Annotated in this window: 25 protein-coding genes; 15 read left to right on the plus strand and 10 right to left on the minus strand. The window is 64.5% G+C overall.

Features of this window, described 5'->3' with window-relative positions; genetic code table 11:
• Nucleotides 1-132: 132 nt before the first annotated feature.
• The 9 genes from X726_RS152435 (at nt 133) to X726_RS152395 (ending at nt 13798) form a co-directional block, all read left to right on the plus strand.
• Complete coding sequence (locus tag X726_RS152435; protein ID WP_023815309.1) at nt 133-2544, plus strand: glucan 1,4-alpha-glucosidase; 2412 nt, start codon at nt 133-135, stop codon at nt 2542-2544.
• Nucleotides 2545-2586: 42 nt separating this feature from the next.
• Entirely contained in the window at nt 2587-3600 is a 1014-nt protein-coding gene (gene gnd / locus X726_RS152430) for a phosphogluconate dehydrogenase (NAD(+)-dependent, decarboxylating) (RefSeq protein WP_023670467.1), read from the plus strand.
• Between the two features lie 23 nt (nt 3601-3623).
• Entirely contained in the window at nt 3624-4997 is a 1374-nt protein-coding gene (gene zwf, locus X726_RS152425) for a glucose-6-phosphate dehydrogenase (protein WP_023687745.1), read from the plus strand.
• Between the two features lie 119 nt (nt 4998-5116).
• Nucleotides 5117-5821, plus strand: a complete 705-nt coding sequence (locus tag X726_RS152420; RefSeq protein WP_023670469.1) for an ROK family protein — start codon at nt 5117-5119, stop codon at nt 5819-5821.
• Nucleotides 5822-6031: 210 nt separating this feature from the next.
• Nucleotides 6032-6496, plus strand: a complete 465-nt coding sequence (locus X726_RS152415; RefSeq protein WP_023670470.1) for a MucR family transcriptional regulator — start codon at nt 6032-6034, stop codon at nt 6494-6496.
• Nucleotides 6497-6629: 133 nt separating this feature from the next.
• Nucleotides 6630-7730 (plus strand): pyridoxal phosphate-dependent aminotransferase, encoded by a 1101-nt coding sequence (locus tag X726_RS152410; RefSeq protein WP_023670471.1) that lies wholly within the window; start codon nt 6630-6632, stop codon nt 7728-7730.
• A 158-nt stretch (nt 7731-7888) separates the two neighbouring features.
• Entirely contained in the window at nt 7889-9130 is a 1242-nt protein-coding gene (locus X726_RS152405; RefSeq protein WP_023670472.1) for an MFS transporter, read from the plus strand.
• 361 nt (nt 9131-9491) lie between these two features.
• Nucleotides 9492-10598, plus strand: a complete 1107-nt coding sequence (locus tag X726_RS152400; RefSeq protein ID WP_023687741.1) for an efflux RND transporter periplasmic adaptor subunit — start codon at nt 9492-9494, stop codon at nt 10596-10598.
• A complete protein-coding gene (locus X726_RS152395; RefSeq protein ID WP_023670474.1) occupies nt 10595-13798 on the plus strand; it encodes a multidrug efflux RND transporter permease subunit in 3204 nt (1067 codons plus the stop codon). Before X726_RS152400 ends, X726_RS152395 begins: the two co-directional genes overlap by 4 nt.
• A 30-nt stretch (nt 13799-13828) precedes the next feature.
• Here X726_RS152395 and X726_RS1000000171715 read toward each other — a convergent pair whose 3' ends face one another.
• From X726_RS1000000171715 to hemC, 9 genes are all read right to left on the minus strand, one after another.
• Entirely contained in the window at nt 13829-14050 is a 222-nt protein-coding gene (locus X726_RS1000000171715; protein WP_023670475.1) for an outer-membrane lipoprotein carrier protein LolA, read from the minus strand.
• Nucleotides 14047-14463, minus strand: coding sequence for an outer membrane lipoprotein carrier protein LolA (locus X726_RS01000000167015; protein WP_023670476.1), 417 nt, complete (start codon nt 14461-14463; stop codon nt 14047-14049). The genes X726_RS1000000171715 and X726_RS01000000167015 overlap by 4 nt, the downstream gene beginning before the upstream one ends.
• A 56-nt stretch (nt 14464-14519) precedes the next feature.
• Entirely contained in the window at nt 14520-14783 is a 264-nt protein-coding gene (locus X726_RS152390; protein WP_023670477.1) for a YMGG-like glycine zipper-containing protein, read from the minus strand.
• A 188-nt stretch (nt 14784-14971) separates the two neighbouring features.
• Nucleotides 14972-15688 (minus strand): glutamine amidotransferase, encoded by a 717-nt coding sequence (locus tag X726_RS152385; protein WP_023670478.1) that lies wholly within the window; start codon nt 15686-15688, stop codon nt 14972-14974.
• A 14-nt stretch (nt 15689-15702) separates the two neighbouring features.
• Entirely contained in the window at nt 15703-16182 is a 480-nt protein-coding gene (locus X726_RS152380; RefSeq protein WP_023702389.1) for a TerB family tellurite resistance protein, read from the minus strand.
• A gap of 76 nt (nt 16183-16258) precedes the next feature.
• On the minus strand, nt 16259-17860 hold the full coding sequence (locus tag X726_RS152375) for a heme biosynthesis protein HemY (protein WP_023670480.1): 1602 nt from the start codon (nt 17858-17860) through the stop codon (nt 16259-16261).
• A 10-nt stretch (nt 17861-17870) separates the two neighbouring features.
• A complete protein-coding gene (locus X726_RS152370; RefSeq protein WP_023670481.1) occupies nt 17871-19361 on the minus strand; it encodes a COG4223 family protein in 1491 nt (496 codons plus the stop codon).
• A 111-nt stretch (nt 19362-19472) separates the two neighbouring features.
• Complete coding sequence (locus tag X726_RS152365; protein WP_023815312.1) at nt 19473-20186, minus strand: uroporphyrinogen-III synthase; 714 nt, start codon at nt 20184-20186, stop codon at nt 19473-19475.
• 1 nt (nt 20187) lies between these two features.
• On the minus strand, nt 20188-21111 hold the full coding sequence (hemC, locus tag X726_RS152360; RefSeq protein WP_023670483.1) for a hydroxymethylbilane synthase: 924 nt from the start codon (nt 21109-21111) through the stop codon (nt 20188-20190).
• A 120-nt stretch (nt 21112-21231) separates the two neighbouring features.
• Between hemC and tsaD the strand changes: the two genes are divergently transcribed.
• From tsaD to X726_RS152330, 6 genes are all read left to right on the plus strand, one after another.
• Nucleotides 21232-22317, plus strand: a complete 1086-nt coding sequence (gene tsaD / locus X726_RS152355; RefSeq protein WP_198037335.1) for a tRNA (adenosine(37)-N6)-threonylcarbamoyltransferase complex transferase subunit TsaD — start codon at nt 21232-21234, stop codon at nt 22315-22317.
• A complete protein-coding gene (locus tag X726_RS152350; RefSeq protein WP_023670485.1) occupies nt 22314-23330 on the plus strand; it encodes an NAD(P)H-dependent glycerol-3-phosphate dehydrogenase in 1017 nt (338 codons plus the stop codon). Before tsaD ends, X726_RS152350 begins: the two co-directional genes overlap by 4 nt.
• 23 nt (nt 23331-23353) lie before the next feature.
• Complete coding sequence (locus X726_RS152345) at nt 23354-23650, plus strand: YciI-like protein (RefSeq protein WP_023670486.1); 297 nt, start codon at nt 23354-23356, stop codon at nt 23648-23650.
• Between the two features lie 87 nt (nt 23651-23737).
• Nucleotides 23738-24163 (plus strand): EVE domain-containing protein, encoded by a 426-nt coding sequence (locus X726_RS152340; protein WP_023670487.1) that lies wholly within the window; start codon nt 23738-23740, stop codon nt 24161-24163.
• A complete protein-coding gene (locus X726_RS152335) occupies nt 24118-24816 on the plus strand; it encodes a methyltransferase (RefSeq protein WP_023670488.1) in 699 nt (232 codons plus the stop codon). Before X726_RS152340 ends, X726_RS152335 begins: the two co-directional genes overlap by 46 nt.
• Nucleotides 24817-24921: 105 nt before the next feature.
• Nucleotides 24922-25344: a DUF1761 domain-containing protein gene (locus X726_RS152330; protein WP_023670489.1), complete on the plus strand. Its 423-nt coding sequence runs from the start codon at nt 24922-24924 to the stop codon at nt 25342-25344.
• A 15-nt stretch (nt 25345-25359) separates the two neighbouring features.
• On the opposite strand, the gene gcvA is transcribed toward X726_RS152330, so the two are convergent.
• A complete protein-coding gene (gcvA, locus tag X726_RS152325; RefSeq protein ID WP_023670490.1) occupies nt 25360-26280 on the minus strand; it encodes a transcriptional regulator GcvA in 921 nt (306 codons plus the stop codon).
• Nucleotides 26281-26295 lie beyond the last annotated feature (15 nt).

A 26295-nucleotide genomic window follows, 5' to 3' on the forward strand; every position in this document is an offset into this window, starting at 1 on the left:
TCAGACAAATTCAGATACGCCCGCTTGTCAACTGCGATCGATCACGCTTGGACGATCAACTTCAGGTGCGGCGGTTGAAAAGCCTTCGCGTGCTGGTCTAGGGAAGGGTCCAGGAGACCATGCATGGCAGCGATGCCGCCGACCCTTCCCCCCAGTGCACCCAAAAGAATGGGCGCCCCCGGAATTCCGGCGCGCTGGACGTCAAGCGCCAAGAGCGGCGTAGGTGCCGCGCTTTCGCCGGCGAGCCGCGTCTGGTTCACGCTCAGCCATGGCATCGTCAACGAGGTCTATTATCCCGGCCTCGACAGCGCCTGCACGCGCGACATGGGACTGCTGGTCACCGGTCCCGGCGGCTGGTTCTCCGAGGAGAAGCGTGACGCCACGCATGCCATCGAGCCGTTCGAGGACGGCGTGCCCGCCTACCGGCTGGTCAACGCGACGGCGCGTTACCGGATCGAAAAGCGCATCCTGGCGGATCCGGCGCGCCCGGCCCTGCTGCAGGAAATCAGCTTCACGGCACTCGAGGGCGTGGCCACGGACTACCGCGTCTACGCCCTGCTGGCGCCGCATCTGGTCAATGCCGGCATGGGCAACACCGCCTGGATCGGCGTGCACAAGGGCAAGCCGATGCTGTTTGCGTCCGGGCACGGCGCCTGCTTGGCGCTTGCCTCCTCGCTGCCCTGGGGCGACTGCTCGGCCGGCTATGCAGGCTTTTCCGACGGCTGGCAGCAACTCAGCCGCGCCGGCCGGCTCGATCCGACCTGCCAAAGGGCGGAGGACGGCAATGTCGCGCTGACCGGCGAGATCGGCTTTTCCTTACGCAACAGCAAAGCCTTGCTTGCGCTTGGGTTTGGGGCAACGCCGGATGAAGCGGCCGAAAACGCCGCCGCCAGCCTGAAACGCGGTTTTGAGCCGGCGGCAAAGGCCTATGTCGCGAAATGGCGGAAATGGCAGGCAGGCCTGACGCCGCTCGACCACCATGATGCATCCGGCCTCAACACCTACCGCGTCAGCACAGCGGTGCTGGCGACGCACCTGTCGCTGGCGAGGCCCGGCGCGGCCGTTGCCAGCCTGTCGATCCCGTGGGGAGCGAGCAAGGGCGACGACGACCTTGGCGGCTATCATCTGGTCTGGCCGCGCGACCTTGTGGAAACCGCGGGCGGCTTGCTCGCCGCCGGCGATCCGGCGCAGGCGCTTGAGATCCTCGCCTATCTCCGTTCCATCCAGCAGCCGGACGGCCACTGGCCACAAAATGTGTGGCTCGACGGCTCGCTCTATTGGCCGGGCATCCAGATGGACGAATGCGCCTTCCCGCTGCTGCTTGCCGATGCGCTGCACCGCGCCGGCCACCTGCCGCGCGCCAAGCTCGCCGCCTTCATGCCGATGGTCGAGAAAGCAGCGTCCTATGTCGTGCGCAATGGTCCCGTCACCGGGCAGGACCGCTGGGAAGAGGATGCCGGCTACAGCCCATTCACGCTCGCCGTCGAAATATCGGCACTGCTTGGCGCCGCCGATCTGTTCGACGTTGACGGCAAACCGGAGCCGGCTAACTATTTGCGCGAGGTCGCGGATTGCTGGAACGACCAGATCGAGCGCTGGACCTATGTCAGCGGCACACCGGCGTGCCACGAGGCTGGCGTCGACGGCTACTACATCCGCATCGCGCCGGCCGACGGTTCAGGCGCCGCATCGCCGAAGGACGGCTTCGTACCGATCAAGAACCGTCCGCCGGGCGATACCGACAAGCCGGCCGAAGCGATTGTCAGCCCGGACGCGCTGGCGCTGGTCCGCTTCGGCCTCAGGGCCGCGGACGATCCGCGCATCGTCGGCACGGTCAAGATCATCGACGCGCAACTGCGCTGCGACCTGCCGCAAGGGCCTCTATGGTACCGCTACACCAGCGACGGTTATGGCGAACACGCCGACGGCGCCCCCTTCGACGGCAACGGCCAGGGCCGACCCTGGCCGTTGCTGGCCGGCGAACGCGCCCACTACGAGCTGGCCGCCGGTAACAAGGACAAGGCGGCAAGCCTGCTCAGGACATTCGAGGCTTCGGCTGGTGTGGGCGGTCTGCTGCCGGAACAGGTCTGGGACGGCGCCGACATACCGGAGCGCGAATTGTGGCTGGGCAGGCCGTCGGGCAGCGCCATGCCGCTGGTCTGGGCGCATTCGGAACACATCAAGCTGTTGCGCTCGCTCCGCGACGGCGCCGTCTTCGACATGCCGCCGCAAGGCGTCAAGCGCTATGTCAGGGACAAGACCGGCTCGCCGCTGAGGATATGGCGCTTCAACAACAGGCTGCGCACCCTGGAAGCCGGCAAGACGCTGCGGGTTGAACTGCTGCAGCCGGCACTGATCCGCTGGAGCGGCGACCAGTGGCAGACCAGCCATGAAATCAACACGTCCGTGAATGTCTTTGGCGTCCATCTGGCGGATCTGCCGGTGGCCGATATTCCGCGAGGTAATACGATCGTCTTCACTTTTTTCTGGCCCGACGGCGACCGTTGGGAGAATGTCGACTTCACCGTCGGCATTGAGAACTAACTCGCCCACAATTTTCTTTCCTCAAGCGACTAGGACAAGACCATGCAGATCGGAATGATGGGACTGGGCAGGATGGGCGCCAACATGGTGCGCCGCCTGATGCGCGACGGCCATGAATGCGTCGTCTACGACATCAACCCGGCAAGCGTTGCCGCCCTGGTTGCCGATGGCGCCATCGGCGCCGCCTCCATGGAAGAGTTCGTCGGCAAGCTGTCCAAGCCGCGTAGCGCCTGGCTGATGCTGCCGGCGGCGATCACCGGCAGGATCGCCGACCAGATGGCAGCATTGATGGAGCCCGGCGATATCATCATCGACGGCGGCAATTCCTATTATCACGACGCTGTCGACCAGGCGGCCGAGCTCGCGGCCAAGGGCCTGCACTATGTCGATGTCGGCACCAGCGGCGGCGTCTGGGGCTTGGAGCGCGGCTATTGCCTGATGATCGGTGGCCCCGACACGGCGGTCAAACACCTCGACCCGATCTTCGCCACGCTGGCGCCCGGCGCCGATGTCGGCGCCACGCCCGACAAGGCGGGTGGAACCGCACCCTTTGGCTACCTGCATTGCGGACCGAGCGGCGCCGGCCATTTCGTCAAGATGATCCATAACGGCATCGAGTATGGCGTCATGGCCGCCTATGCCGAAGGCATGAACATTTTGAAATCGGCAAATGCCGGCAAAAGACAGCGCACGGCGGACGCCGAGACCAGCCCTTTGGAAAACCCGCAATACTATCAGTTCGACATCGACCTGCCGCAAGTGGCCGAGGTCTGGCGCCATGGCAGTGTGATCGGCTCGTGGCTGCTCGACCTCACCGCCGGCGCACTGAAGAGCGACCCGGCATTGGCCCAGTTCGGCGGCCGCGTCTCCGATTCCGGCGAAGGACGCTGGACGCTGAAGGCGGCGATCGACACCGGCGTGCCGGCGCCGGTTCTGTCCTCGGCTTTGTTCGACCGCTTCTCCTCGCAGGGCGAATCCGAATTCGCCGACAAGCTGCTGTCGGCCATGCGCTATGCCTTTGGCGGCCATGTCGAAAAGCCGAAGGCCGGCAAGTGAAGGCCGCAGGGGAGACGCGCAAGATGAGCCCGGAACGGTCCGACACGCTGGTGCTCTTCGGAGCAACCGGCGACCTTGCCCACAAGAAGATATTTCCGGCCCTCTACCAGATGGTAGCCAAGGGGACGCTGACCGAGCCGGTGATCGGGGTCGCCTTCGATGCCTGGGACATCAACCAATTGCAGGCGCGGGCCCGCGACGGCATCGTCAACGCTCTCGGCAAGATCGACGAAAAGATCTTCGCCAAATTCGCCAGTCTGCTGCGCTATGTCAGCGGCGACTACCGCGACGGCGCGACCTTCGAGAAGCTGAAGACGGCGCTCGGCTCGGCGCAGCGGCCTCTGCACTATATGGCGGTGCCGCCGACCATGTTCGAGACCGTCGTCCAGGGGCTGGAGCAATCCGGTACCGCGCATGGCGCGCGGCTGATGGTGGAAAAGCCGTTCGGCCACGATCTCCAATCGGCGCGCTGGCTGAATCGCGTGCTGCATCTGGTGTTCGAAGAGCAGTCGATCTTCCGCATCGACCACTATCTCGGCAAGGAGGCGATCCAGAACCTGCTCTATTTCCGCTTTGCCAATTCCTTTCTCGAGCCGATCTGGAACCGCAACTTCGTCGAAAGCGTACAGATCACCATGGCCGAGGACTTCGGCGTTGAAGGCCGTGGCAAATTCTATGACGATGTCGGCGCTATCCGCGACGTGATCGAGAACCATCTGCTCAACATCCTTTTGCTGCTCGCCATGGAACCGCCGGTCGGCCGCTCGGCCGACGATCTGATCGACGAGAAGGTGCAGGTGCTGCGCGCCATCCGCACGCTGACCAAGGACGACGTCGTGCGCGGCCAGTTCACCGGCTACCTCGCTGAACCCGGCGTGAAGCCGAACTCGCCGGTCGAAACCTTTGCCGCGGTGCGCTTCATGGTCGACACCTGGCGCTGGCAGGACGTGCCCTTCTTCATCCGCACCGGCAAGAACATGCCGGTGCATGTGACCGAAGTGATCGTGCGGCTGAAGCGGCCGCCGCTGGACGTCTTCGATCCGATCAAGCCCAGCGACGCCAATTACGTGCGCTTCCGCATCGACCCGCAGGTGGCGATCTCGATCGGCGCGCAACGCAAGGCACCCGGCGACGACATGGTCGGCGAGCAGGTCGAGCTCACCGCGCTCGACGATTCGAAGGGCGACATGCCGCCCTATGAGCGGCTGATCGGCGATGCCATGAACGGCAATGGCCAATTGTTCACCCGCCAGGATGCCAGCGAGCTTGCCTGGCGCATCGTCGGCCCGGTGCTGGGCGACACCACGCCGCCGCATATGTATGAGCCGAAGACCTGGGGGCCTGCCGACGCCATGGCCAGCTTCGGGCCGCCCAACGGCTGGATCAATCCGAGTTGAGCAATTCCAGGAAAAGTGCGAGCGGTCTTTCCGTCCGAAATTGGGTAAAAACAAAGAGTTGGAGCATTCCCCCGTTTCCCTGAAACGCGGGAATGCGCCAAGTGAGCGGAGGAAACGACATGGCCAAGGCAGCCAGGCCCGCGAAGGCCAAGGCCGAACCGATCGTGCTGACGATCGATGTCGGCGGCTCGCATGTGAAAATCCTCACCAGCGCAGGCGGCGAGATGCGCCGCGCCGATTCCGGACCGGACCTGACGCCGCAGCAGATGGTCGCCACGGTGAAGACGCTGGCCGAAGGGCTGGCCTATGACCTGATCTCGATGGGCTATCCCGGCCCGGTCAGGCACAACAGGCCTTCGCTCGATCCCGCCAATCTCGGCAAGGGCTGGGACGGCTACGATTTTGCTGCCGCCTTCGGCAAGCCGGTCAAGGTCGTCAACGACGCGCTGCTGCAGGCGATCGGCAGCTACGATGGCGGGCGCATGCTGTTCCTCGGCCTCGGCACCGGCCTGGGCGCGGCGATGATCCTCAACAATGTCGGCCAGCCGATGGAACTGGCGCATCTGCCGTACCGCAAGGGCGGCAGTTTCGAAGATTATGTCGGCGAGCGCGGCCTGGAGAAATACGGCAAGAAAAAATGGCGCAAATACGTTTTCGACGTCGTCGGGCGGCTGCGTGCGGCGCTGCAGCCGGATTATGTCGTCATCGGCGGCGGCAATGTCGACAGACTGGATGAATTGCCCGCCACATCCAGGCGCGGCGACAATACGCGCGCTTTCGAGGGCGGTTTTCGACTATGGCGCGACAAGGCGCTGATCGTCTGATAGTATTAAAATTCAGTATAGTTGTTCAAAATGACGTGTGGATACGAAGTCATTGCGTTACGCAGATTTGGCGATTAGATCGGTGGCACCGGATGGAATCATCTGGCGCAACCGCACATATGCGGCAAGACAAATGACTAGAGCGGATTTCCGGCTCCGCTGGGACCACTCTGGGAGTTTCCGCCACCCCCCTAGCGACGGAGAGATAAATTGGCCGACGACAGCAACGACTCTGACAAGGACATCGACCTGCTCGAGCTTACCGCCCATATCGTGTCCGCTTACGTCGAGAAGAACCGCTTGCCCGTTGCCGGCCTGAGCGATCTCATCGCCAGCGTTGCGGCGTCGATCGGCGGGCTCAGCCAGCCGCCGGCCCCAGTGGCGGCGCCGCAGATCCCGGCCGTCAATCCCAAGCGGTCGGTGACGCCGGATTACATCATCTGCCTCGAGGACGGCAAAAAATTCAAATCGCTGAAGCGCCATCTCGGCGTCCATTTCAACCTGACGCCGGAAGCCTATCGTACCAAATGGGCCCTGCCGGCCGACTATCCGATGGTTGCCCCCAACTACGCGGCGTCGCGCTCCGAGCTGGCCAAGTCGATCGGCCTCGGCCGCAAGGCCGCAGTTGCCGCGCCGGCGAAAGCCAAGGGCCGGAAGGCCAAAGTTCCGGCCTGAGTGGGATCAGCGCCTCGGCCCTGAGCCAATCGTTTGGACGACTGGAACAGAAGCCTGCCGGCGAATGAGCCTTGGCAGGCTTCGTGCTTTTATGGCTTGTACCTCTGAGTGTCAGGACTTTGGGGGAGCAGCCATGAACTACGCCAGAATGGTGATCGAGAAAGAGGCGCCGGAGGAATACGGCTACGATCGCATTCGGTTCAATCTCTCCGAAAGCTCGATCGCCGATCAGAAACTCTCCGACGTCGGCCTGTCGCTGCCGGATCTCACGCTGTTCTACGGCGAGCATCGCGGCGACAAGGAGTTGCGGGCGCTGATCGCGGCGCAGGATTCCGGCATTTCGCCTGACGATGTTCTTGTGACCGCCGGTGCGGCGGGCGCGCTCTTCATCATTTCGACCTCGCTTCTGTCGGAGCGCGACCACCTTGTCGTCGTCCGGCCGAACTACGCCACCAACATCGAGACCCCCAAGGCGATCGGCTGCGCCATCTCCTATGTCGATCTCGATTTCGACGCAGGCTTTGCCATCGATTTCGGCCGCGTCGCCGCCAGCATGCAACCGAACACCAAGCTGATCAGCGTCACCTGCCCGCACAACCCGACCGGCACGATGATGGGCCGGGCCGATCTCGACGCGCTGATTGCGCTGGCCGAAGCGAGCGGCTGCCATCTGCTGGTCGACGAGACCTATCGCGACCTCTCCTATGGACAGCGCCTGCCGGCGGCGGCTTCTCTCAGCCCCAAAGCGATCAGCGTCTCGTCGCTGTCGAAAGCCTTCGGCATTCCCGGCATCCGCATTGGCTGGCTGATCACCAGCGATGCCGAACTGCAGGAGCGCTTCCTCGCCGCCAAGGAGCAGATCGGCATTTGCGGCAGCGTCATCGACGAAGGCATTGCGCGCGGCATGCTGGGGCGCCGCGACGCTTTCTTGGGCGCGCTGCTGCCCGAGATGGCGAAACGCCGCGACATCGTGCAAGCCTGGATCGACCGCGAGCCGCTGGTCGACTGGGTGCGGCCACAAGGCGGCGTCGTCGGATTTCCAAGGCTCGTTGTCAGTCCAGACTTCGACCTCGACCGTTTCTACGTCAATCTCTTGGAAAACCACGGCACCTATGTCGGTCCCGGCCACTGGTTTGATATGCCCAAGCGCTTCTTCCGCGTCGGTTTCGGCTGGCCGAAAGAGGCGGAATTACAGGGCGGCCTCGACGCCATTTCCGCCGCGCTGAGGCAGTAACGTCCGCGTGCAATCGGGCGAGCGGCTTGAAAACCGCTTGATCCGGGCCCGATTTTCACGCATACGCGCCCCGAACTTTGATAAGTTTCATTGGCCGGAACAGCGCCCATTTCCGGGAAGTGCCCCGCCGGCCAATGCAAGCAACGGGGCCTGTATCCATGACATCCCATTCCCATACACCGCCTGACCGGCGTTACGCCGCCTTCCGCCATCGCTCCTTCCTGAGCTATTGGGCGGCGCGTTTCCTGACCACCTTCGCCACCATGATCGTGTCCGTCGCCGTCGGCTGGCAGATCTATGATCTGACGCGCGATCCCTTCGATCTCGGCATTGTCGGCATCGTCCAGTTCCTGCCGTCGCTGCTGCTGGTGCTGGTCACCGGCGTTGTCGCCGACCGTTTCGGCCGCCGCCTGATCATGGCGCTGGCGACGGTAGTCGAGGCAGGTTGTGCGCTTGTCCTGTTGTACTTCACGCTGCGCGGTCTCGTCAGCCCGCTGCCGATCTTCATCGTGCTGGCTATGTTCGGCCTGGCGCGCGCTTTTTATGGGCCGGCCTCGTCGTCGCTGTTCGCCAACCTTGTTCCGCCGGAAGATTTCGGCAATGCGATCGCCTGGAACTCGTCCGCCTGGCAAACGGCGACCATTGTCGGCCCGGTCGCCGGCGGCCTGCTCTATGGCGTCTCGGCCGAAGCCGCTTACGCCGTTGCCTCCGTGCTGATGCTGGTGGCCGGTCTGCTGATCTTCACCATTCCGAAACCGGCCCAGCAGAGCGCCACCGACAAGCCGACGATGGAGACGCTGTTTGCCGGCTTCCGATACATCTGGAGCGAGAAGATCGTCCTGGGCGCCATCTCGCTCGACCTCTTCGCCGTGCTTCTGTCCGGTGCCTCGGCGCTGCTGCCGGTCTATGCCCGCGATATTCTGGAACTCGGCCCGTGGGGCCTCGGCCTGCTGCGCTCGGCGCCCGGCATCGGCGCCATCTGTGTCGCGGTCTGGCTTGCCGGGCATCCGCTGCGCGACAGTGCCGGCAAGATCATGCTCGGCTTCGTCGCCGGGTTCGGCGCCTTCACCGTGCTGTTCGGCGTCTCGACCATCACCTGGCTGTCGATCCTGGCCCTTGCCGGCCTCGGCGCCACCGACATGTTCAGCGTCTATATCAGGGAGACGCTGATCCAGCTGTGGACACCCGACGAGGTGCGCGGCCGCGTCAACGCCGTCAACCAGGTCTTCGTCGGCGCCTCCAACGAAGTCGGCGAGTTCCGCGCCGGCACCATGGCGGCGCTGATCGGCACCGTGCCGGCGGTGGTGATCGGCGGCGTCGGTGCGATTGCCGTCGCCGGACTGTGGGCGGTGCTGTTTCCGCAACTGCGAAGGGTGCGGCATCTCAACAGCCGCAACTGATCGAGTAAGCCGCAGGATCCGGCGCTCGGTCCAAATCAGCTTGCGCCGATGACGGCTGAGATGGGCCGGAAGCGGATGGGCCGGTTCTGGGCGAACTAGCCAGAAGGCGGGGCAGCCACAGGGTGGACATTTCAGTCCATATGGAAAATGATTATGTTGCCATGCACAATACTGCAGTGCTCTGGTCTCGACGAGAAACCTTAAATATAGAAGAGAACCACCCGACCTCCGGGTCCAGCTAGCGGGGACGCAAATGGACACTTCAGGGAATCGGCAATCGCATCGCGACGCAAGCGGGCGACCCAGCCGATCGGTCGGCTGGCTGGCCCGCTCCGCCGTCCCAGTGGCATTCCTGCTCGGCATGGCTTTCAGCAGCAACGCGTTTGCGCAGGACCAGCAACTGCCGGTGGTGACGGCGGCCAAGCCGGTGGTGCGTGAAATCGTCGAAGACGACGAGTTCGTCGGGCGCTTCGAAGCCGTCGACGAGGTCGCCATCCGTTCGCGCGTCAGCGGCTATCTGGACAAGATCAGCTTCCAGGACGGCGCACTGGTCAACAAGGGCGACCTGCTCTTCACCATCGACCAGCGTCCGTACCAGGCGGCCTACGATGCCGCCAAGTCGCAAGTAGACGTCGCCAAGTCCCTGCTCGAATTCTCCAAGATGCAGCTGGATCGCGCCGATGAACTCGCCAAGACCGGCAATATCTCGGCCGCGACGGTCGACGACCGTCGGCGGGAATACCTTTCGGCGCAGGCGCAGATGCAAGGCGCGACGGCTGCGCTGACGACGGCCAACCTGAACCTGGAGTTCACCGAGATCAAGGCGCCCTTGTCCGGCCGCATCGACCGCCGGCTGGTGTCGGTCGGCAACCTCGTGCAGCCGGATTCCACCTTGCTGACGACTATCGTCACGCGCGATCCGATCGACTTCTATTTCGACGTCGATGAGCGCCTGTATTTCAGCTACGCCCGCGACGCGAAGGAGCGCGGCGGCAGCATGCAGGAAGGCGCCGGCGGGCTCGAGGTGGTGGTTCGCGTCGCCGACCGCGCGGAGGCGGTATTCAAGGGCAAGCTCGATTTTGCCGAGAACCGGATCGACAACGCGACCGGCACCATGCGGGTGCGTGCAAGGTTTGCCAACGCCGACGGCGTTCTCCAGCCAGGCATGTTCGGGCGCATCAACGTGCCGGGGTCGCTGCCGCATAGCGGCGTCCTGGTGCCCGACGAGGCGGTCGGCGCCGATCAGGATCGCCGCATCGTGTATCTGGTGGATGAGGCCGGGATGGTGTCGGCGAAGCCCGTGCGCACCGGCCCGCTTCTCGACGGCTACCGGGTGATCCGCGCGGGCCTGACCGGCGACGAGACGATCATCGTCAACGGGCTGATGCACGCCAGGCCCGGCACCAAGGTGAAAGTCGAGATGGTGACGTTGCCGCCCAAGGTCGAGACCGCCGGGTTGCAGCAATGAGTTTCGCCCATTTCTTCGTCGACCGTCCGATCTTCGCATCGGTGGTTTCGATCGTCCTCCTGATCCTCGGCGGGATTGCTTATACCCAGCTGCCGATCGCGCAATATCCCGAGATCGCGCCGCCGACCATCGTCGTTCGCGCCCAGTACCCGGGCGCCGACGCCGAGACAGTGGCAGCGACGGTGGCAACGCCGATCGAGCAGGAGATCAACGGCGTCGAGGGCATGCTTTACATGTCGTCCTATTCGTCGGGCGACGGGGCGATGGCGCTGACCATCACCTTCAAGCTGGGCACCGATCTCGACCAGGCGCAGGTGCTGGTGCAGAACCGCGTCTCGGTCGCCGAGCCGCGCCTGCCCGAAGAAGTCCGCCGCCTCGGCATCACCACCATCAAGAGCTCGCCCGACCTGATGATGGTCGTGCACATGCTGTCGCCCGACAATACCTACGACCAGCTCTACGTCTCGAACTACGCCCGCTCGCGGGTGCGCGACATACTGCTCAGGTTGGACGGCGTCGGCGACCTCATCATCTTTGGCGAACGCGAATATTCGCTGCGCATCTGGCTCGATCCGGAAAAACTGTCCGCCCTGGGGATGACCTCGGGCGATGTGGTGCAGGCGCTGCGCGACCAGAACGTCCAGGTGTCGGGCGGCTCCATCGGCGCGCCGCCGACCAATACCGGCACGGCGTTCCAGTACACGGTCACCACGCAAGGCCGCTTCAACGACGCACGCGACTTCCGATACGTGATCGTCAAATCGGCCGAAGACGGCCGCCTGATCCAGCTGCAGGACGTGGCGCGCATCGAGCTCGGCGCCAAGGATTACGTCACCAACTCCTATCTCAACGGCAAACCGGCGGTGGCGCTCGCCATCTTCCAGCGGCCAGGCACCAATGCGCTCGCCGCAGCCGCGGAGATCCAGGACAAGATGAAGGAGCTTTCCCAGGACTTCCCGAAGGGATTGAGCTACGACATCGTCTACAATCCGACCGAGTTCGTCGCCGAGTCGATCCAGGAGGTCTACAAGACGATCCTCGAGGCGATGGTGCTGGTCATCATCGTCATCATCGTCTTCCTGCAATCGTGGCGCATGGCGATCGTGCCGATCGTGGCGATCCCCGTGTCGCTGATCGGCACGCTGGCGGTGCTTTACGCCGCCGGCTTCTCGCTCAACATGCTGACGCTGTTCGGCCTCGTTCTGGCCATCGGCATCGTCGTCGACGATGCGATCGTCGTGGTCGAGAACGTCGAGCGCAATATCGCCAGCGGGCTGGCGCCCAATCCGGCGTCGCATCTGACCATGGACGAAGTCGGAACGGCGGTCATCGCGATCTCGCTGGTGCTGATAGCCGTGTTCGTGCCGACAGCCTTCATCCCCGGCATTTCCGGGCAGTTCTACCTGCAGTTTGCGATCACCATCGCGGTGTCGACGGCGATCTCGGCATTCAATTCGCTGACGCTCTCGCCGGCCTTGGCCGCGCTGCTGTTCAAGCCGCACCACACTGCTGCGGCGCCGCCGCGCTTTTTCCTGGCGCGGTTCGGACGGGCGCTCGCCAACGGCTTCAATCGCGGCTTCGACAAGGTCGCCCATTGGTATTCGAGCATCGTGCGCGTGTTGGTCGGCTCGCGGATAGCGATCGCCGCCACGCTGGCCGTTTTCGCGGCCCTCATCTACGCCACGGTCTATATGGTTCAGACGGTGCCGCGCGGTTTCATTCCGTCGCTCGACCAGGGCTATGCGATCGTCGTCGTCCAGTTGCCGGACGGCGCCTCGCTATCGCGGACCGATGCCGTCATCCAGCAGGCGTCGCAGATCATCCAGAAAACGCCGGGCGTCGACTACGCGGTCGCCTTCGCCGGCTTCTCCGGTGCCACCTTTACCAACGCCAGCAACGCGGGCGTGATCTTCGCCAGGTTCAAGCCGTTTGACGAGCGACTGGAAGCCGGCCAGTCGGCGACCCAGGTCATCGGCAATCTGTTCGGCAGCCTGCAAAGCATCAAGGAAGCCTTCATAATCGCACTGCCACCGCCGCCGATCCGCGGCGTCGGCAATGCCGGCGGCTTCAAGCTGCAGATCCAGGAGCGCAACAGCGCCGACATGCGGCAGATATTGGCGCTTGCCTATGAAATTGCCGGCAAGGCCAACAAGACGGCGGGGCTGACCGGCGTGTTCACCACTTTCTCCGCGTCCAGCCCGCAATTCTTCCTGGCGATCGATCGCGACAAGGCGCGCATCCTGAACGTGCCGATCCCCAACATCTTCGAGACGCTGTCGATCAATCTGGGCACCGCCTACGTCAACGACTTCAACGCTTTCGGGCGCGTCTACCAGGTGCGCGCGCAGGCCGACCAGGCGTTCCGCCTCGATCGCGCCGACATCTTGAAACTGAAGGTGCGCTCGGCGACCGGCGCGCTGGTTCCGCTGGGCACGTTGATCGAGATCCGCGACGTCACCGGCCCGGCGCTGGTCCAGCGCTACAACATGTACGTCTCGGTGCCGCTGCAGGGCAACGCCGCGCCCGGCGTTTCCACCGGCGATGCGCTTGCCAAGATGGAAGCGATCACGGCACAGACGTTGCCGGCCGGTACCTCCTACGAATGGACCGAACTCGCCTATCAGGAGCGTAACACCGGCAATGCCGCTGTCTATATCTTCGGACTGTCGGTGCTGTTCGTGTTCCTGGCGCTGGCGGCGCAATATGAAAGCTGGGTGCTGCCGTTCGCCATCGTGCTGGTGGTGCCGCTCGGCGTGCTCGCGGCGTTGCTCGGCGTGTCGTTCCGAGGGCTGGACAACAACATCCTCGTGCAGATCGGCCTAATCGTGCTGATCGGACTTGCCGCCAAGAACGCGATCCTCATCGTCGAATTCGCGCGGCAGGCGCAGGAACGCGGCCTGTCGGCCGCCGAGGCTGCCGTCGAAGCCTGCCGGCTCAGGCTGCGGCCGATCCTGATGACCGCCTTCTCGTTCATCCTCGGCGTCGTGCCGCTGATGATCGCGACGGGCCCGGGCGCCGAAATGCGCCAGTCGCTCGGCACCGCGGTGTTCTCCGGCATGCTCGGCGTCACCTTCGTCGGCCTGTTCCTGACGCCGGTGTTCTACGTCACGCTCAGGTCGCTGTTTTCACGGCGCAATCCGCATGCCGAGGCCGAGCCTTCGGCACCGGCAGAGGTGCCGTCCGAGACGGCCGCCGAGTAGTGTTACACGGGCAGTTCGTGGCGCTGCCGACTATTTCGTTTTGGTGTTGAATTCACGGTTTGCGGCATAGTCGATAGTGAAGGTGCCCGCAGGAGCGCGAACGCCCTGCTTTACATTGGATATGGTGACTGTCGAGGTAAGGCCCCTCTCGTCAGTCAGGGTCCATCTGCGTAGATCGAGCGATTCCCTGTCAAACACCATAGTGATATTCGAATTGCCGAAGGCCGACTTGTCGGCCAGCCTGATGATCACCTGGGCGCCATCGTCCCTGATACTTTGAGGCGATTGCCGGAAAAGTTGACCTGATTGTCGAGGAGCAGCTTGAGCGGCGTCTTCGAGAGAGCATAAAGCCGCGATGTCTTGAGCTTCTTGTTATAGACCACCAAGGATTTTCCATCTGCAATTACGCTGACCCCTGATTGGCCTGCATAGTTGAACCGGATCTTGCCCGGCCGCTGGAGGAAAAATTTCCCTTTGGTCCTTTCCGCTCTTGGGCCCGACTGGACAAAGTCCCCGGACATGGACTTTACCGATGAGAAGTGATCGGCAATCGTCTTCGCTTCTACAGGTGCGGCCAAGGCCGCGGTCGAAAGTTCGGCGTTTATCGCGACAGCGCTGACAACGGCTAACCAGAAAGCCAGCAGTCTTTTGCTGTTATATGCCATTCAGTTATCCTACCCCGAGCAGGCGCGTGATCGAAAGAGATCACGCGCCTTTGAGATCAGTAGCCGTCCGGGCACTGAGCAACGTAAACTCGACCGTTCCGACCGCGATATCTGCACTGGCCGGCTTCGCTGGCGTGCCCGATGACCGCCCCGGCCAGCGCTCCGACCGCCCCGCCAACAACCGCCCCTTTTACCGGGTCGCCGGCCACTGCTGCGCCTACAGCTGCGCCACCCAAACCACCGACGGCAGCGCCTTGTTCGGTGCGGGAGCATGCCGCGAGCGGAATGAGTAGGCTCAAAATGAGCAGCGTCTTCTTCATTGGTTCTCTCCTGGGGCCGTTATTAGCCGAAGCTTAAATGCGCCACGGAGTTTTTCGATCCATCGGAGTGTTTGGGGCGCAATCCAAATCTGCGGGAACGGGCTAAGGTCCCGGATCCATCGTACACGCCTCCCAGAGGTAAGTCGTCTTTGGGCAAGCTCGGCCGTTCAGAGTAGTTGGATTTTGCTCTATCCCTCAGTAGGCTTGCCGAAGATCAGGCTCAAAAATTCGCTCAGCCAGCGCTTGAGGTGCATATCCCAGATCAGCCGGCCGCCGAGATGGTCGCGGCCGGGCTGCGCGCCGGGCAATTCGAAACGGTGCGCGCCGCGCACCACCCAGCGCTGCATCATCAACCGGGTCAGTTCGCCATGGAACTGGATGCCCCAGGCATTGTCGCCATAGCGAAAAGCCTGGTTGGGGTAGGTTTCCGCCGTCGCCAGCAGCGTCGCATCCCTGGGCAGCGAAAAGCCTTCGCGGTGAAACTGGTAGACCATGTCGGGCCAAGGCAGCAGCTTCTTGCCGGCTTCGGTCGGCTTCAGCGGATACCAGCCGATCTCNACCAGCCCCTCGCCATGCCCCTCGACCTTGCCGCCGAGATGATTGGCCAGCATCTGCGCGCCAAGGCAGATGCCGAGGAAGGGCCGGTTCTCCTTTAGCGGAACATTGAGCCAGTTGGTCTCGCGGCGGACGAACTCATCTTCGTCATTGGCGCTCATCGGCCCGCCGAACACCACGGCGCCGGCGTGTCCCTCCAGCGTCTCCGGCAGGTTGTCGCCGAGAGGCGGCCGGCGGATGTCGAGGTCGAAACCTTCCTCGAGCAGCATGTGGCCAACCCGGCCGGGGCTCGAAGTCTCCTGATGCAGCACGATCAGGATTTTTGGTTTCGAGCTCGGTCTGGGCGGCATGGAAAGGCGGAATCCTATTCGTCGCTCGACGTTCCGCTGGCGCCGGGCGCGGCGGCCGCCGCCTTGCGGCGCGCCTCGACGCGATCCTGGCGCTCGACGCCGATTAGCTCGGCGACGCGCCAGACGGTGTTGTCCTCCAGTTCATGCAGTTCGCCGTCGGCATAGACGATTTCCCACATCAGGCCGATGAAAGCCTTGCGCGCCTCGGCGTCGAGATGGCGCTTCAAGACGCTGGTGAAGGCATAGAGGTCGATCGCCTCATTGTCGGCGCGCTCGCCGGCGGCAGCCAGTGCATCGAGCTCGTCGCCGCTGATCGAATAGCTCTGCGCCAGCACCTGCTTGAACCGCTCCCACTCGACATCCTGGCGTACGCCGTCGGCATTCATCACATGATAGAGCAAAGCCGACGCGGCGACGCGCGGATCGTCCGCATTGGCGCGAGCCCCAGCCCCCGAGGGCAGGTCTTTCAGAAAGGCCAGAACGCGTTCGAACATGGTGCTCACATCACATTATTGGAGCATGATCTTTTCCAAAAACCGGTATCCACTTTTTGGGATCATGCTTCAGGGATCAAAACAGGCGGAAGCGGCGCGGTGACTTCTCCGCTTCGTCATCGGGGTCGACGCCGGGGTCGTCGGGCAGCCGCGCCAGTTCCTCGGCAGGTTCGACGGGTTCGGCGTCGTTTGGTATTGCGGCGAAAGCGGCGGCGGTGACCGGCGTGACCTGGTCATCGCCCACAGCGGGCTTCGGCTCGATCGGCGCCTCGCTGCTCGTCCTGGCGATGGCCGGATGATCGATCACTTCGGCTTCCTTTGTCGGCTTGGCGGGTGCCGCAAGCACCGGCACATCGGCTTCGTCTTCATGGCTGTCGATGAGCTGGCCCAGCCGCTCCATCGGTGCGCGCCAGGCGAAAGCGTCGAGCTTGCCGCTGACCGGCGATACCGGCGCCCAGCGTTCGGAGACGACGCCGTCGGCGACCCAGGCCGGATCGCGCGGCGCCCTGACCGCCTTGGACAGCAATTGCCTGATCTTGCCCTGGTCGCCGGTCTCTGCCTCCTCGATATCGGCCAGCAGCAGGTAAGCGCCTTCCCGGCGATCCATGCGGATCGCGGCTTCCGCCTCGCGGCGGGCGGTGGAAAAATCCTGCGCATCGAGCGCGGCGCGCGCCACCGTCATCGACGATTCGGCATTGTTGCGCTTCAGCTCCTGCAGCTTCTTCGCCCGGTTGAGACGATCGACCACGGCATCTCCCGGCCTTGCATGGGTGTAGAGCTCGGCGATCTCGGGATGCGGCTCCGCCTTCCAGGCTGCCTCAAGGATCTTCGAGCCTTTGCGCACATCGTTCTGTTTGAACAGAAGATTGGCGGCTGCAACCGCGGCCGGCGCGAAATCGGGCGCGAGCTTGTTTGCCTCGAGTGCCGCTGCCTTGGCTGCATTGGGGTCGCTGTCGGTCAGCGCCTGCGCCTTGGCGGTCAACAGCACAGCGCGGCGGCGATTGGCGGCGTCGCGTTCGATCTGCCTGGTCGACTTCTGCGCCTCCACCAGCTTCAGCGCGCCGTCCCAGTCGCCGCGCCCGGTCAGATCTTCCAGCGTCGATTCGGCGGCCCAAGCCAGTTGCGGTGCGACGGAAGCGGCGCGCCCGGCATAGTGACGCGCCGCGTTGCGGTCGCCGAGCCGCTCGGCTTCGAGATAGAGCCCGCGCAGGCCAAGCAGCCGCATTTCGGGATCGTCGAGCATCGCCTCGAATTTTTCGCGCGCGCCCTCATGGTCGCCTTCGAGCAGCGAGGCTTGCGCTTCGAGCAGCTGGATCAGCGGCTCCTGGTCGGAGCGGATCAGTTTGGCGGCTTCCTTGGACTTCTTGCGGGCCAGCGCGCCATCGCCGGCGCCGGCTGCGATCATGCCGGTCGACAGCGCCTGATAGCCACGGTCGCGGCGGCGGACGCGGAAATAGCGCGAGATCGTGTACGGGCTGTTCCACAGCGACTTGATCAGCCACCAGACGATCATCACCGCTGCGACGACGGCAACGATCGCCACCGCCGCCACCATCAGGCTGACCTGGTAGTGGTAACCGTTGAAGGTGACGACCATCTCGCCGGGACGATCGGCCAGCCAGGCAAAGCCGAGGCCGAGCGCGAAGACGGCGGCGAGAAAGATGAGAATGCGGATCATCGTGTCGTCCTCATGCCTTCATCGCACCTGCAATCAGCGCGTCGACCTGCGTCTCGACGTCGATGCGCGCCTTCAGTTTGCCGGCAAAGTCGGCGCCAGCAGCCTTGACCGCATCCGGCAGCGTTGCGTATTCGCTGAGCGCCTTGGCGTAGTCGCCCTGATTGACCGCCACTTCGATGCGCGCCACGGTTTCCGGCGCGCCGGCGCCTTCGACGGCGCCGATCGGCCGGACCTTGACCAGCGATTCGGCGCTCGACAAAAGGTTCTGGAAGAAGCCGGCATTTTCATCGACCGGCGTCGCCGCCACGACCATCGCATTGGCCGCGGCGTCGGCCTCGCCGGCGATCTCGGTGCGGGTCGGGACGCCCTTTTCAGCGTAGGGGCGCAGCGCTGCAATCTGCGGTGCATCGGGCGAGATCGCCGCGAAGGTCTCCAACTCGGCGGCGAACGGCGCGCCGCGGTCAAGCGCCGCCTTCAAGGCCGAAGCGGCGATGGCCATCGCGATCTTTGGCTGCGAGGCCTGCGCATCGACCTTGCCGGCGAGCTGCGTCACCGACTGCTCCAGCGCGGCGATCTTGCCTTCCTGCGTCTTGGCTGCCTCACCGGCCGATTTCACCAGTGCGTCGAGGCCCGCCAGTCTTTCATTGAGCGGCGCGAGATCGACGGGCGCTGCACCACCGGCCTGGCCAAGGGCGGCGACCGCGGTCTCGATCTGCTTGACCTTGTCGCCAAGCGAGGCAAGCCCGGCATTGTCGCCGGCGCCGCCCCTTTCGACCGCCGATTTCAGCGATGCGACATCGGCCTTGACCTGATCCAGCGCCGAAGACAGCCCGTCGACCTTGGCCGTTGCGGCGCCATTGCCGCTGGCTTCCCTGAGGTCGGCGATTTCGCGCTTCAGCGAAGCGATCTCGCCATTGACGCCGTCGAGCGAGACCGTGCCCGCCCCTGAGCCCGGAGCGCCAAGCACGCCGGCAAACTGCAGCCCCCCGGCGGCAGCCAGCGCGATGATACCGCCGATGATGCCGGCGGCAATGCCGCTCGTGCGCTTCGGTTGCGCGGCCATGGGCTGGTTCCCGGCTGTCCTTGGGGTTTCCTTGGGTGCACCCGGCTTGGGCGAGGCATCCTCGAAACTGTAGTCGGAGGTTCTGGCGCGCGGTGGCGCATCCGAAGCGGTGGGGTAAGGCTGCTCCGCCTGGGTGGACGCCTTGGCATCGGCGCTTTCGGGAGCGGCCTGCGCCGCGGCATCGGAGTGCTCCCACGGCTCGAGATCGGCTTGATCGGCGTGAACGGGCTCGTCAGGCGTCTCCGGCTGCGCATTGGCCATGGCAGCGGCATCCTCAGCCGCAACCGACCCTGCCGGGGCCTCGACGTCGTCCGAGTTGGCGACATCCGTCTTGGCGGCATCCGCATCGGCAATGCGCGAGACAGCGCCGGGTTCGAGTTCGATGGTCACCGGCTCGCGGCGGCTTTTCGAATGTCGCATCTTCGGCGTCTTGACCATGCCTGGGCTCCGCAATCCTGCTTCGTCTGGGCGCCCGACGGCGCGTGATGGTTTGAAAAATGGTCTAGCACATCATCATCAGGTGAAAAGGGGCGGCGTGATGACACGGGCTCAGTCGCCGCGGTGCAACAGCTCAAGCAGCGCCTCCTCCTGCGGTTCCCGCGCCATGCGTATTTTTTTGCCGGCGGCATTGTCAAACGCCGCTGCCACGCGCTCGGAGAGCGCAAAAGCCTGCGTATTTTCAAAGAGATCGCGCAGTTCCGCCCGGCTGGCCAAGGCCTGCAACGCTGCCGCCGCCTTGGCTGAATAGAGCAGCACCGCGTCGACCGCCTGATCGGACAGGCGTGTACGGATTTCAGCATCGGAATAATCGAGCGAAATCGTGTCGTAGGTTTCGACGGTGCGGACCTCGACGCCGGCCTTTCGCAGCCGCGCCTCGAATGCCGGAAACCGCACGCGCCCTGTGAGATAGACGACCGCCTTGCCGGAAAGGCCGGCAGCAATCGCCTCGGCCAGCCGCTCGGCGTCGCCCGCCCCTTCGCTGACCGACAAGAACCCTGTCGAACGTGCCGCTTCAGCCGTCCTGCGTCCGACGGCATGGCAAGGCAAGGCGGCGAGCGCACGAATGAGTTCTTTCGGCGCATGCCGCACCGCATTTGCGCTGGTCACAGCGACGGCCACGGCATTGTCGCTCGCAGCATCGGCGCCAACCCGCAGTGTCACCGTTTCGGTCAGCGGCAGAAGGAGCGGCTCAAATCCCAATTCCTGCAGCCGCCGCATGGTTCGCGACGCCCCGGGTTGCGGCCGCGTCACCAGGACACGCATATCAGACCCAGCCGTCGAAGAAGGTTTCGCCCGCTTTGACCCGCACCATCCTGGCCGCGTCCGTGCCGATGTCAGCGGCATCCAGCGCCAAGCCTTCGGCCTTGACCTCATGCGATTGCGTGCCATCGGGCGAAATGATCAGCCCGGCGAAAACCAGCCTGCCGCCCGAGATCGTCGCATAGCCGGCGATCGGCGTGCGGCAGGAGCCGTCGAGCGCCGCCAGGAAGGCGCGCTCACAGGCCAGCGCCTGGCCTGTCGGCACATCATGGATGGCCACCAGCATCTTTTCGACCTCGCTGTCGCCGATGCGGGTTTCGATGCCGATTGCGCCTTGTCCCGGCGCCGGCGGAAAAGCATCGACCGGCATCAGATCGGTGACGACCTGGCCGAGCCCCAGCCGCTTCAGCCCGGCAAAAGCGAGGATCGTGCCTTCGGCGACGCCTTCCTCCAGCTTGCGCAGCCTGGTCTGCACATTGCCGCGGAACATGACCACGTCTAGGTCCGGCCGCATGCGCCGGATCAGCGCCTGGCGCCTGAGCGAAGACGACCCGACCTTGGCGCCTTGCGGCAAATCAACAATGCGCTTCACCGCCTTGCCGATGAAGGCGTCCCGCGCATCCTCGCGCGGCAGGAAGGCGGACAGCTCCAGCCCGTCCGGCAGCACTGTCGGCATGTCCTTGGAGGAATGCACGGCGATATCGATCGTGCCGGCCAGCAGCGCCTCTTCGATCTCCTTGGTGAACAGGCCCTTGCCGCCGGCTTCCGACAGCGGCCGGTCCTGGATGCGGTCGCCGCTGGTCGAAATGATGACGACCTCGAAGGCTTCCGCCGGCATGCCGTGCGCTGCCATCAGCCGCGCCTGCGTTTCATGCGCCTGGGCGAGCGCCAGCGGGCTGCCGCGTGTTCCGATTTTCAAAGTTTGCATGGCGCGCGGTCCGTGATAACCCCCGGCTGGCTTTGCGTTGCCGGCGCTCTCCCTAGCGAGGCCCGCCTCTACTAACTAGGAAAGTCCGGCGACACAATCTCTGGAGACAGCGACGAATTGATCCGCGTTCTGGGCATTGAGACGAGTTGCGACGAGACCGCCGCCAGCGTGGTGACGCTGGACGGCGATTCCGTGCCGGTGATTGCGTCCAACATCGTGCTCAGCCAGATCGAGGAGCACGCCGCCTTCGGCGGCGTCGTGCCGGAGATCGCCGCGCGCGCCCATGTCGAGGCGCTGGACGGCATTGTCGAGGCCGCTCTTGCGGATTCGGGCGTAGCCCTGGCCGACATCGACGCCATTGCCGCCACTGCGGGCCCCGGCCTGGTCGGCGGGCTGATCGTCGGCCTGATGACGGCCAAGGCGATTGCAGCGGCCGCCGGCAAGCCGCTGATCGCCATCAACCATCTCGAAGGCCACGCACTGACCGCAAGGCTGACCGACGGGCTCGACTTTCCCTATTTGCTGCTGCTGGTTTCCGGCGGCCACACCCAGATCGTCGCCGTGCGGGGCGTCGGCGACTACCAGCGCTGGGCGACGACCATCGACGACGCGCTCGGCGAAGCTTTCGACAAGACGGCCAAAATGCTCGGCCTGCCCTATCCCGGCGGCCCGAACGTCGAAAAGGCGGCAATGTCGGCCGATGCGACGCGCTTTGCCTTTCCGCGGCCGATGAGGGGCTCGGCGCGGCCCGATTTCTCCTTCTCCGGCCTCAAGACCGCCGTGCGCCAGGCGGCGACCGCCATCCAGCCGCTAAGCGAGCAGGATGTCGCCGACATCTGCGCCTCGTTCCAGGCGGCGGTAGCCGACGCACTTGGCGACCGCGTGGCCCGCGCGCTGGCCCGCTTCCGCGACGAATTTCCGGACAAGGCCGAGCCGGCGCTGGTCGTTGCCGGTGGCGTCGCCGCCAACAGAGCGATCAAGGCGACGCTGCAGAAGCAGTGCGCCGAGGCCGGCTTCGCCTTTGTCGCGCCGCCGCTCAAACTGTGCACCGACAACGCGGCGATGATCGCCTGGGCCGGCATCGAGCGGTTGCGGGCAGGCCTGTCTCAAGAGAACGGCTTCGATTTCGTGCCGCGTTCGCGCTGGCCGCTGGACAGCATTTCGGCCCCGATGGTCGGCTCCGGCCGGCGCGGAGCAAAAGCATGAGCGCCGGCAACACAAGCGGCAGGGACAGAACCGGCTGGCGCGTCGCCGTGCTCGGCGGCGGCGCCTGGGGCACGGCGCTAGCGCTGGCGATGCTGCGCGCCGGTCACGATGTCCGGCTCTACGCCCGCGACGAAGAGACTGTTTCCGCGATCCGCCGCGGCGAGAACCCGCGTTATCTCCCCGGCATCGCCATTGAAACAGGCATTGCGGCGACGAGCGATATCGGCACGGCCCTGACCGATGCCGATTGCGCGCTGGCCGTGGCGCCGGCGCAGGCGCTGCGCGCCATGCTGACGACGGCAAAGCCCCATATGCCGAAAGGCATCCCGCTGGTTCTCTGCGCCAAAGGCATTGAGCGCGACACCGGCGCGCTGCTGTCGGCGATCGTTGATGAGATTCTGCCCGAAACTCCGGTTTCGGCCCTGTCCGGTCCCAGCTTTGCCGCCGACGTCGCCAGGGGTCTGCCGACCGCTGTCGTGGTTGCTGCACGCGACGACGCCTTGGCGGCCGAGCTTGCCGCGCGCTTTTCGGCGCAGAATCTGCGCTGCTATTCCAGCGACGATTTGATCGGCGTCGAGATCGGCGGTGCTTTGAAGAATGTGTTCGCCATTGCCGCTGGCGCCGTCACCGGCGCTGGGCTCGGCGCCAGCGCGCAGGCCGCCATGGTGACACGCGGCTTCGTCGAACTGCGCCGCATCGGCGCGTCCTTCGGCGCCAAGCCGGAGACGCTGATGGGGCTTTCCGGCCTCGGCGACCTTTTGCTGACCTGCTCTTCCGCCCAGTCGCGCAATTTCGCCTATGGGCTGGCGGTGGGGCAAGGTAAGCCCTTGTCCGGACTGCCGCTCGCCGAAGGCGTGCCGACGGCGGCGATCGCCGCTCGCATCGCCACCGAGCGCGACATCGACGCGCCGATCATCGCAGCGGTGTCGGCGATACTGGACGGCACGATCACCATTCGGCAGGCTGTGTCCGCGCTGATGACGCGACCCCTGAAAACCGAAACCGACCTCTGATCCCCTACAAACCGGAGTTTAACATGCTGTTTGCGTTGATTTGCAAGGACAAGCCGGGCAGCCTGCAGGTGCGGGTCGATACGCGGCCGGTCCACGTCGCCTTTCTCGAAGGCCTGAACGCCGACAACAAACTGGCCTTTGCCGGCCCGTTCCTCGACGCCGAAGGCAAGCCCAACGGCAGCCTCGTCGTCGTCGAAGCGCCCGATCTCGCCGGTGCGCAGGCTCTGTCGGCTGCCGACCCCTATGCCAAGGCCGGGCTGTTCGAAAGTGTCGAAATCCGCCAGTGGAACTGGACCTTCAACAAGCCGGCGGCTAGTTAGTTCCGGCGGCGCCTAGAGCGATCCCCGGAAAAGTGTGTAACGGTTTTCCGTCCGGAATTGCGCAAAAATAGTAGTTGGAGCAAAGACATGAACTACTGGCTGTTCAAATCCGAACCTTCGGTCTTCTCCTTCGAGGCGCTGAAGGCCAAGGGCAAGGCCGGCACGCAGTGGGACGGCGTGCGCAACTATGCAGCGCGCAACAACATGAAGGCGATGCAGATCGGCGATCTCGGCTTCTTCTATCACTCCAATGAAGGGCTGAACGTCGTCGGCATTGCCGAGGTCTGCGCGCTTGCCCATCAGGATACCACCACCGACGATCCGCGCTGGGAATGCGTCGACATCCGCGCCTTCAAGGACGTGCCGAACCCGCCGACGCTGGAGCAGGTCAAGGCCAATCCGAAGCTTGCCGAGATGGCGCTGGTGCGGCTTGGACGGCTTTCCGTACAGCCGGTGACGCCGGCCGAATGGAAGGAAGTCTGCCGCATGGGCGGCCTGACGCCGGCTCCGTGACGGTCCTCACGCCGAACAGCGCGAAAAAGTTCATTCTCGACAACACGGCGCTTATGTCGCCGCCGCATGTGCCGGAGATTGTCCTCAATCTTGCCGACGAAGCGCATGACCTCTGGCAGCGCACGGAGAACGAGCTGATTGAAATCGGCCTGCCGCCGCCGTTCTGGGCCTTTGCCTGGGCCGGCGGTCAGGGCCTTGCCCGTTACGTGCTGGACAATCCGTCGGATGTGCGGGGCAAACGCGTGCTCGACTTCGCCTCCGGCTCCGGCCTTGTCGCCATCGCCGCCGCCAAGGCGGGTGCGGCGCACGTGATCGCCGCCGACATCGACCCGTTCTGCGAAACGGCGGTCCGCCTCAACGCAGAGGCCAATGGCGTTGCCATCGACTTTTGCGGCACGGACTGCATCGGCACCGACGCCGGCTGGGACGTGGTGCTGGCCGGCGACGTCTTCTACGACAAATCCTTCGCCGACACGCTGATGCCGTGGTTTTCGACACTGAAGGCGCGCGGCGCTGACATCCTCGTCGGCGATCCGGGCCGCTCCTACATGCCGAAGGCGGGACTGGAGCCGCTCGCCGTCTACGAAGTGGCGGTGACGCGGGCGCTGGAGGACGCCCTGGTCAAGCGCACCACGGTGTGGCGCTTCGCTTGACGGCATTGCCGAACAGGCGTTCCATCGCGCATTGATTTGAAGAATACGCATGTCGTTATCCCAGAACCGTCAGGCTTTGGGCTGCATGCTTGAGGGGAGGACTTTATGGATTTTTCAGTGGTGAACTGGCTGGCGGTGGTTGTCGCGGCCGTCGCGGCGTGGCTGTTTGGCGCCGTCTGGTACACGGCCCTCAGCAAGCCTTGGATGAGGGCGGCCAAGATCGATCCGTCAACGTCAAAGAAATCGATATTGCCCTTCATCATCTCCTTCATCGCCGAGCTGATCATGGCGCTGGTCTTGGCCTTGGTCGTCGGCGCGATGACCGGCGGCGAGCCGGTCCTTGTCGCAGGGCTGGTCTTCGGCTTCGTCCTCTGGCTGGGTTTCGTCGCCACGACGCTGATGGCCAACCATCGCTATGAGAATTTCGGCTGGGACCTGACCCTGATCGACGGCGGCCACTGGCTCGGCGTGCTGTTGATCATCGGCGCGGTGATCGGCTGGTTCGGGGCGCCGGTCGTCGCCAGCTGAGGCCTGCAGAAGTCGTCAGGTCTGCGTCCTGGCGACTTCGTCGAGGATCCATTCGCGGAAAGCGATGATGCGCGGATCGTTGGCAGTGCTCTCGGGATAGACCAGGAAGTAGCCGAACTCCGGCCCCACGCGCAGACCGAGTTCAAAGGGCTGCACCAGCCTTCCCTGGGAAAGGTCGTTTGCCACCATGGCGAACTCGGCGAGCGCCACGGCATTGCCGTCGAGCGCCGCCTGCACGGCATCGGTAGAGGTTCCAAACACGATAGTCCGGCTGTCGTCGAAATCGTTGATGCCGGCCGCCGCCATCCACATGCGCCAGTTCGGCCATGTCACGCCTTGGCGCGACCATTCGATATGGGCCAGCGTGTGGTTGAAGAGGTCGCGCGGTTCGCGCAGCGGCGGGCCGGAGGTCAGCAGGCTCGGGCTGCACACCGGAATGAGGATGTTGTCGAACAGGCGATGGGCGCGAAGCCCCGGATACTTGCCAACCCCGAACCGGATGCCGACATCGACATCGTCGAGTTCGAAATCGCGCACTTCGTAGCCGATGTCGAACCTCAGTTCGATATTGGGCTGAAGTTTGCGAAAATCGTCGACGCGCCGCATCAGCCATTTTGACGCGAACTGCGCGTCGAGCGTCACCTTCAGCAATGCCGTGCCGCGCGTCAGCTTGCGCGCCCGCGACACCGCCCGGTTGAGCAGGTCGAGCGCATCGATCGAGGCCTCGAACAGCACCGTACCTGCCTCGGTCAACCGGATGGTACGACTGGTTCGCGTGAACAGCACCAGCCCGAGCTGATCCTCGATTTCCTTGATCTGGTGGCTGACCGCCGCCGGCGTCAGCCCGAGCTCGTCGGCAGCGCGGGTGAAATTGAGGTGGCGGGCGGCGGCTTCCAGAGTCCTCAGCGCGCGCGTTCCGGGCAACAGACGGGACATCACCTTATCCTCAAA

It is taken from the genome of Mesorhizobium sp. LSJC285A00, from assembly GCF_000503155.1.
Classification (GTDB): domain Bacteria; phylum Pseudomonadota; class Alphaproteobacteria; order Rhizobiales; family Rhizobiaceae; genus Mesorhizobium.

Bases quoted from the DNA above. Each gene is read 5' to 3' on its own strand.
- hemC (WP_023670483.1), bottom strand. From the start codon at position 21,111: ATGCAAACTTTGAAAATCGGAACACGCGGCAGCCCGCTGGCGCTCGCC.
- X726_RS152365 (WP_023815312.1), bottom strand. From the start codon at position 20,186: ATGCGTGTCCTGGTGACGCGGCCGCAACCCGGGGCGTCGCGAACCATG.
- X726_RS152350 (WP_023670485.1), top strand. From the start codon at position 22,314: ATGAGCGCCGGCAACACAAGCGGCAGGGACAGAACCGGCTGGCGCGTC.
- X726_RS152375 (WP_023670480.1), bottom strand. From the start codon at position 17,860: ATGATCCGCATTCTCATCTTTCTCGCCGCCGTCTTCGCGCTCGGCCTC.
- X726_RS152370 (WP_023670481.1), bottom strand. From the start codon at position 19,361: ATGGTCAAGACGCCGAAGATGCGACATTCGAAAAGCCGCCGCGAGCCG.
- X726_RS152410 (WP_023670471.1), top strand. From the start codon at position 6,630: ATGAACTACGCCAGAATGGTGATCGAGAAAGAGGCGCCGGAGGAATAC.
- gcvA (WP_023670490.1), bottom strand. From the start codon at position 26,280: ATGTCCCGTCTGTTGCCCGGAACGCGCGCGCTGAGGACTCTGGAAGCC.
- X726_RS152420 (WP_023670469.1), top strand. From the start codon at position 5,117: ATGGCCAAGGCAGCCAGGCCCGCGAAGGCCAAGGCCGAACCGATCGTG.
- X726_RS01000000167015 (WP_023670476.1), bottom strand. From the start codon at position 14,463: ATGGCATATAACAGCAAAAGACTGCTGGCTTTCTGGTTAGCCGTTGTC.
- X726_RS152395 (WP_023670474.1), top strand. From the start codon at position 10,595: ATGAGTTTCGCCCATTTCTTCGTCGACCGTCCGATCTTCGCATCGGTG.
- gnd (WP_023670467.1), top strand. From the start codon at position 2,587: ATGCAGATCGGAATGATGGGACTGGGCAGGATGGGCGCCAACATGGTG.
- X726_RS152435 (WP_023815309.1), top strand. From the start codon at position 133: ATGCCGCCGACCCTTCCCCCCAGTGCACCCAAAAGAATGGGCGCCCCC.
- X726_RS152405 (WP_023670472.1), top strand. From the start codon at position 7,889: ATGACATCCCATTCCCATACACCGCCTGACCGGCGTTACGCCGCCTTC.
- X726_RS152390 (WP_023670477.1), bottom strand. From the start codon at position 14,783: ATGAAGAAGACGCTGCTCATTTTGAGCCTACTCATTCCGCTCGCGGCA.
- X726_RS152380 (WP_023702389.1), bottom strand. From the start codon at position 16,182: ATGTTCGAACGCGTTCTGGCCTTTCTGAAAGACCTGCCCTCGGGGGCT.
- X726_RS152335 (WP_023670488.1), top strand. From the start codon at position 24,118: ATGGAAGGAAGTCTGCCGCATGGGCGGCCTGACGCCGGCTCCGTGACG.
- X726_RS152400 (WP_023687741.1), top strand. From the start codon at position 9,492: ATGGCTTTCAGCAGCAACGCGTTTGCGCAGGACCAGCAACTGCCGGTG.
- zwf (WP_023687745.1), top strand. From the start codon at position 3,624: ATGAGCCCGGAACGGTCCGACACGCTGGTGCTCTTCGGAGCAACCGGC.
- X726_RS152330 (WP_023670489.1), top strand. From the start codon at position 24,922: ATGGATTTTTCAGTGGTGAACTGGCTGGCGGTGGTTGTCGCGGCCGTC.
- X726_RS152345 (WP_023670486.1), top strand. From the start codon at position 23,354: ATGCTGTTTGCGTTGATTTGCAAGGACAAGCCGGGCAGCCTGCAGGTG.
- X726_RS152340 (WP_023670487.1), top strand. From the start codon at position 23,738: ATGAACTACTGGCTGTTCAAATCCGAACCTTCGGTCTTCTCCTTCGAG.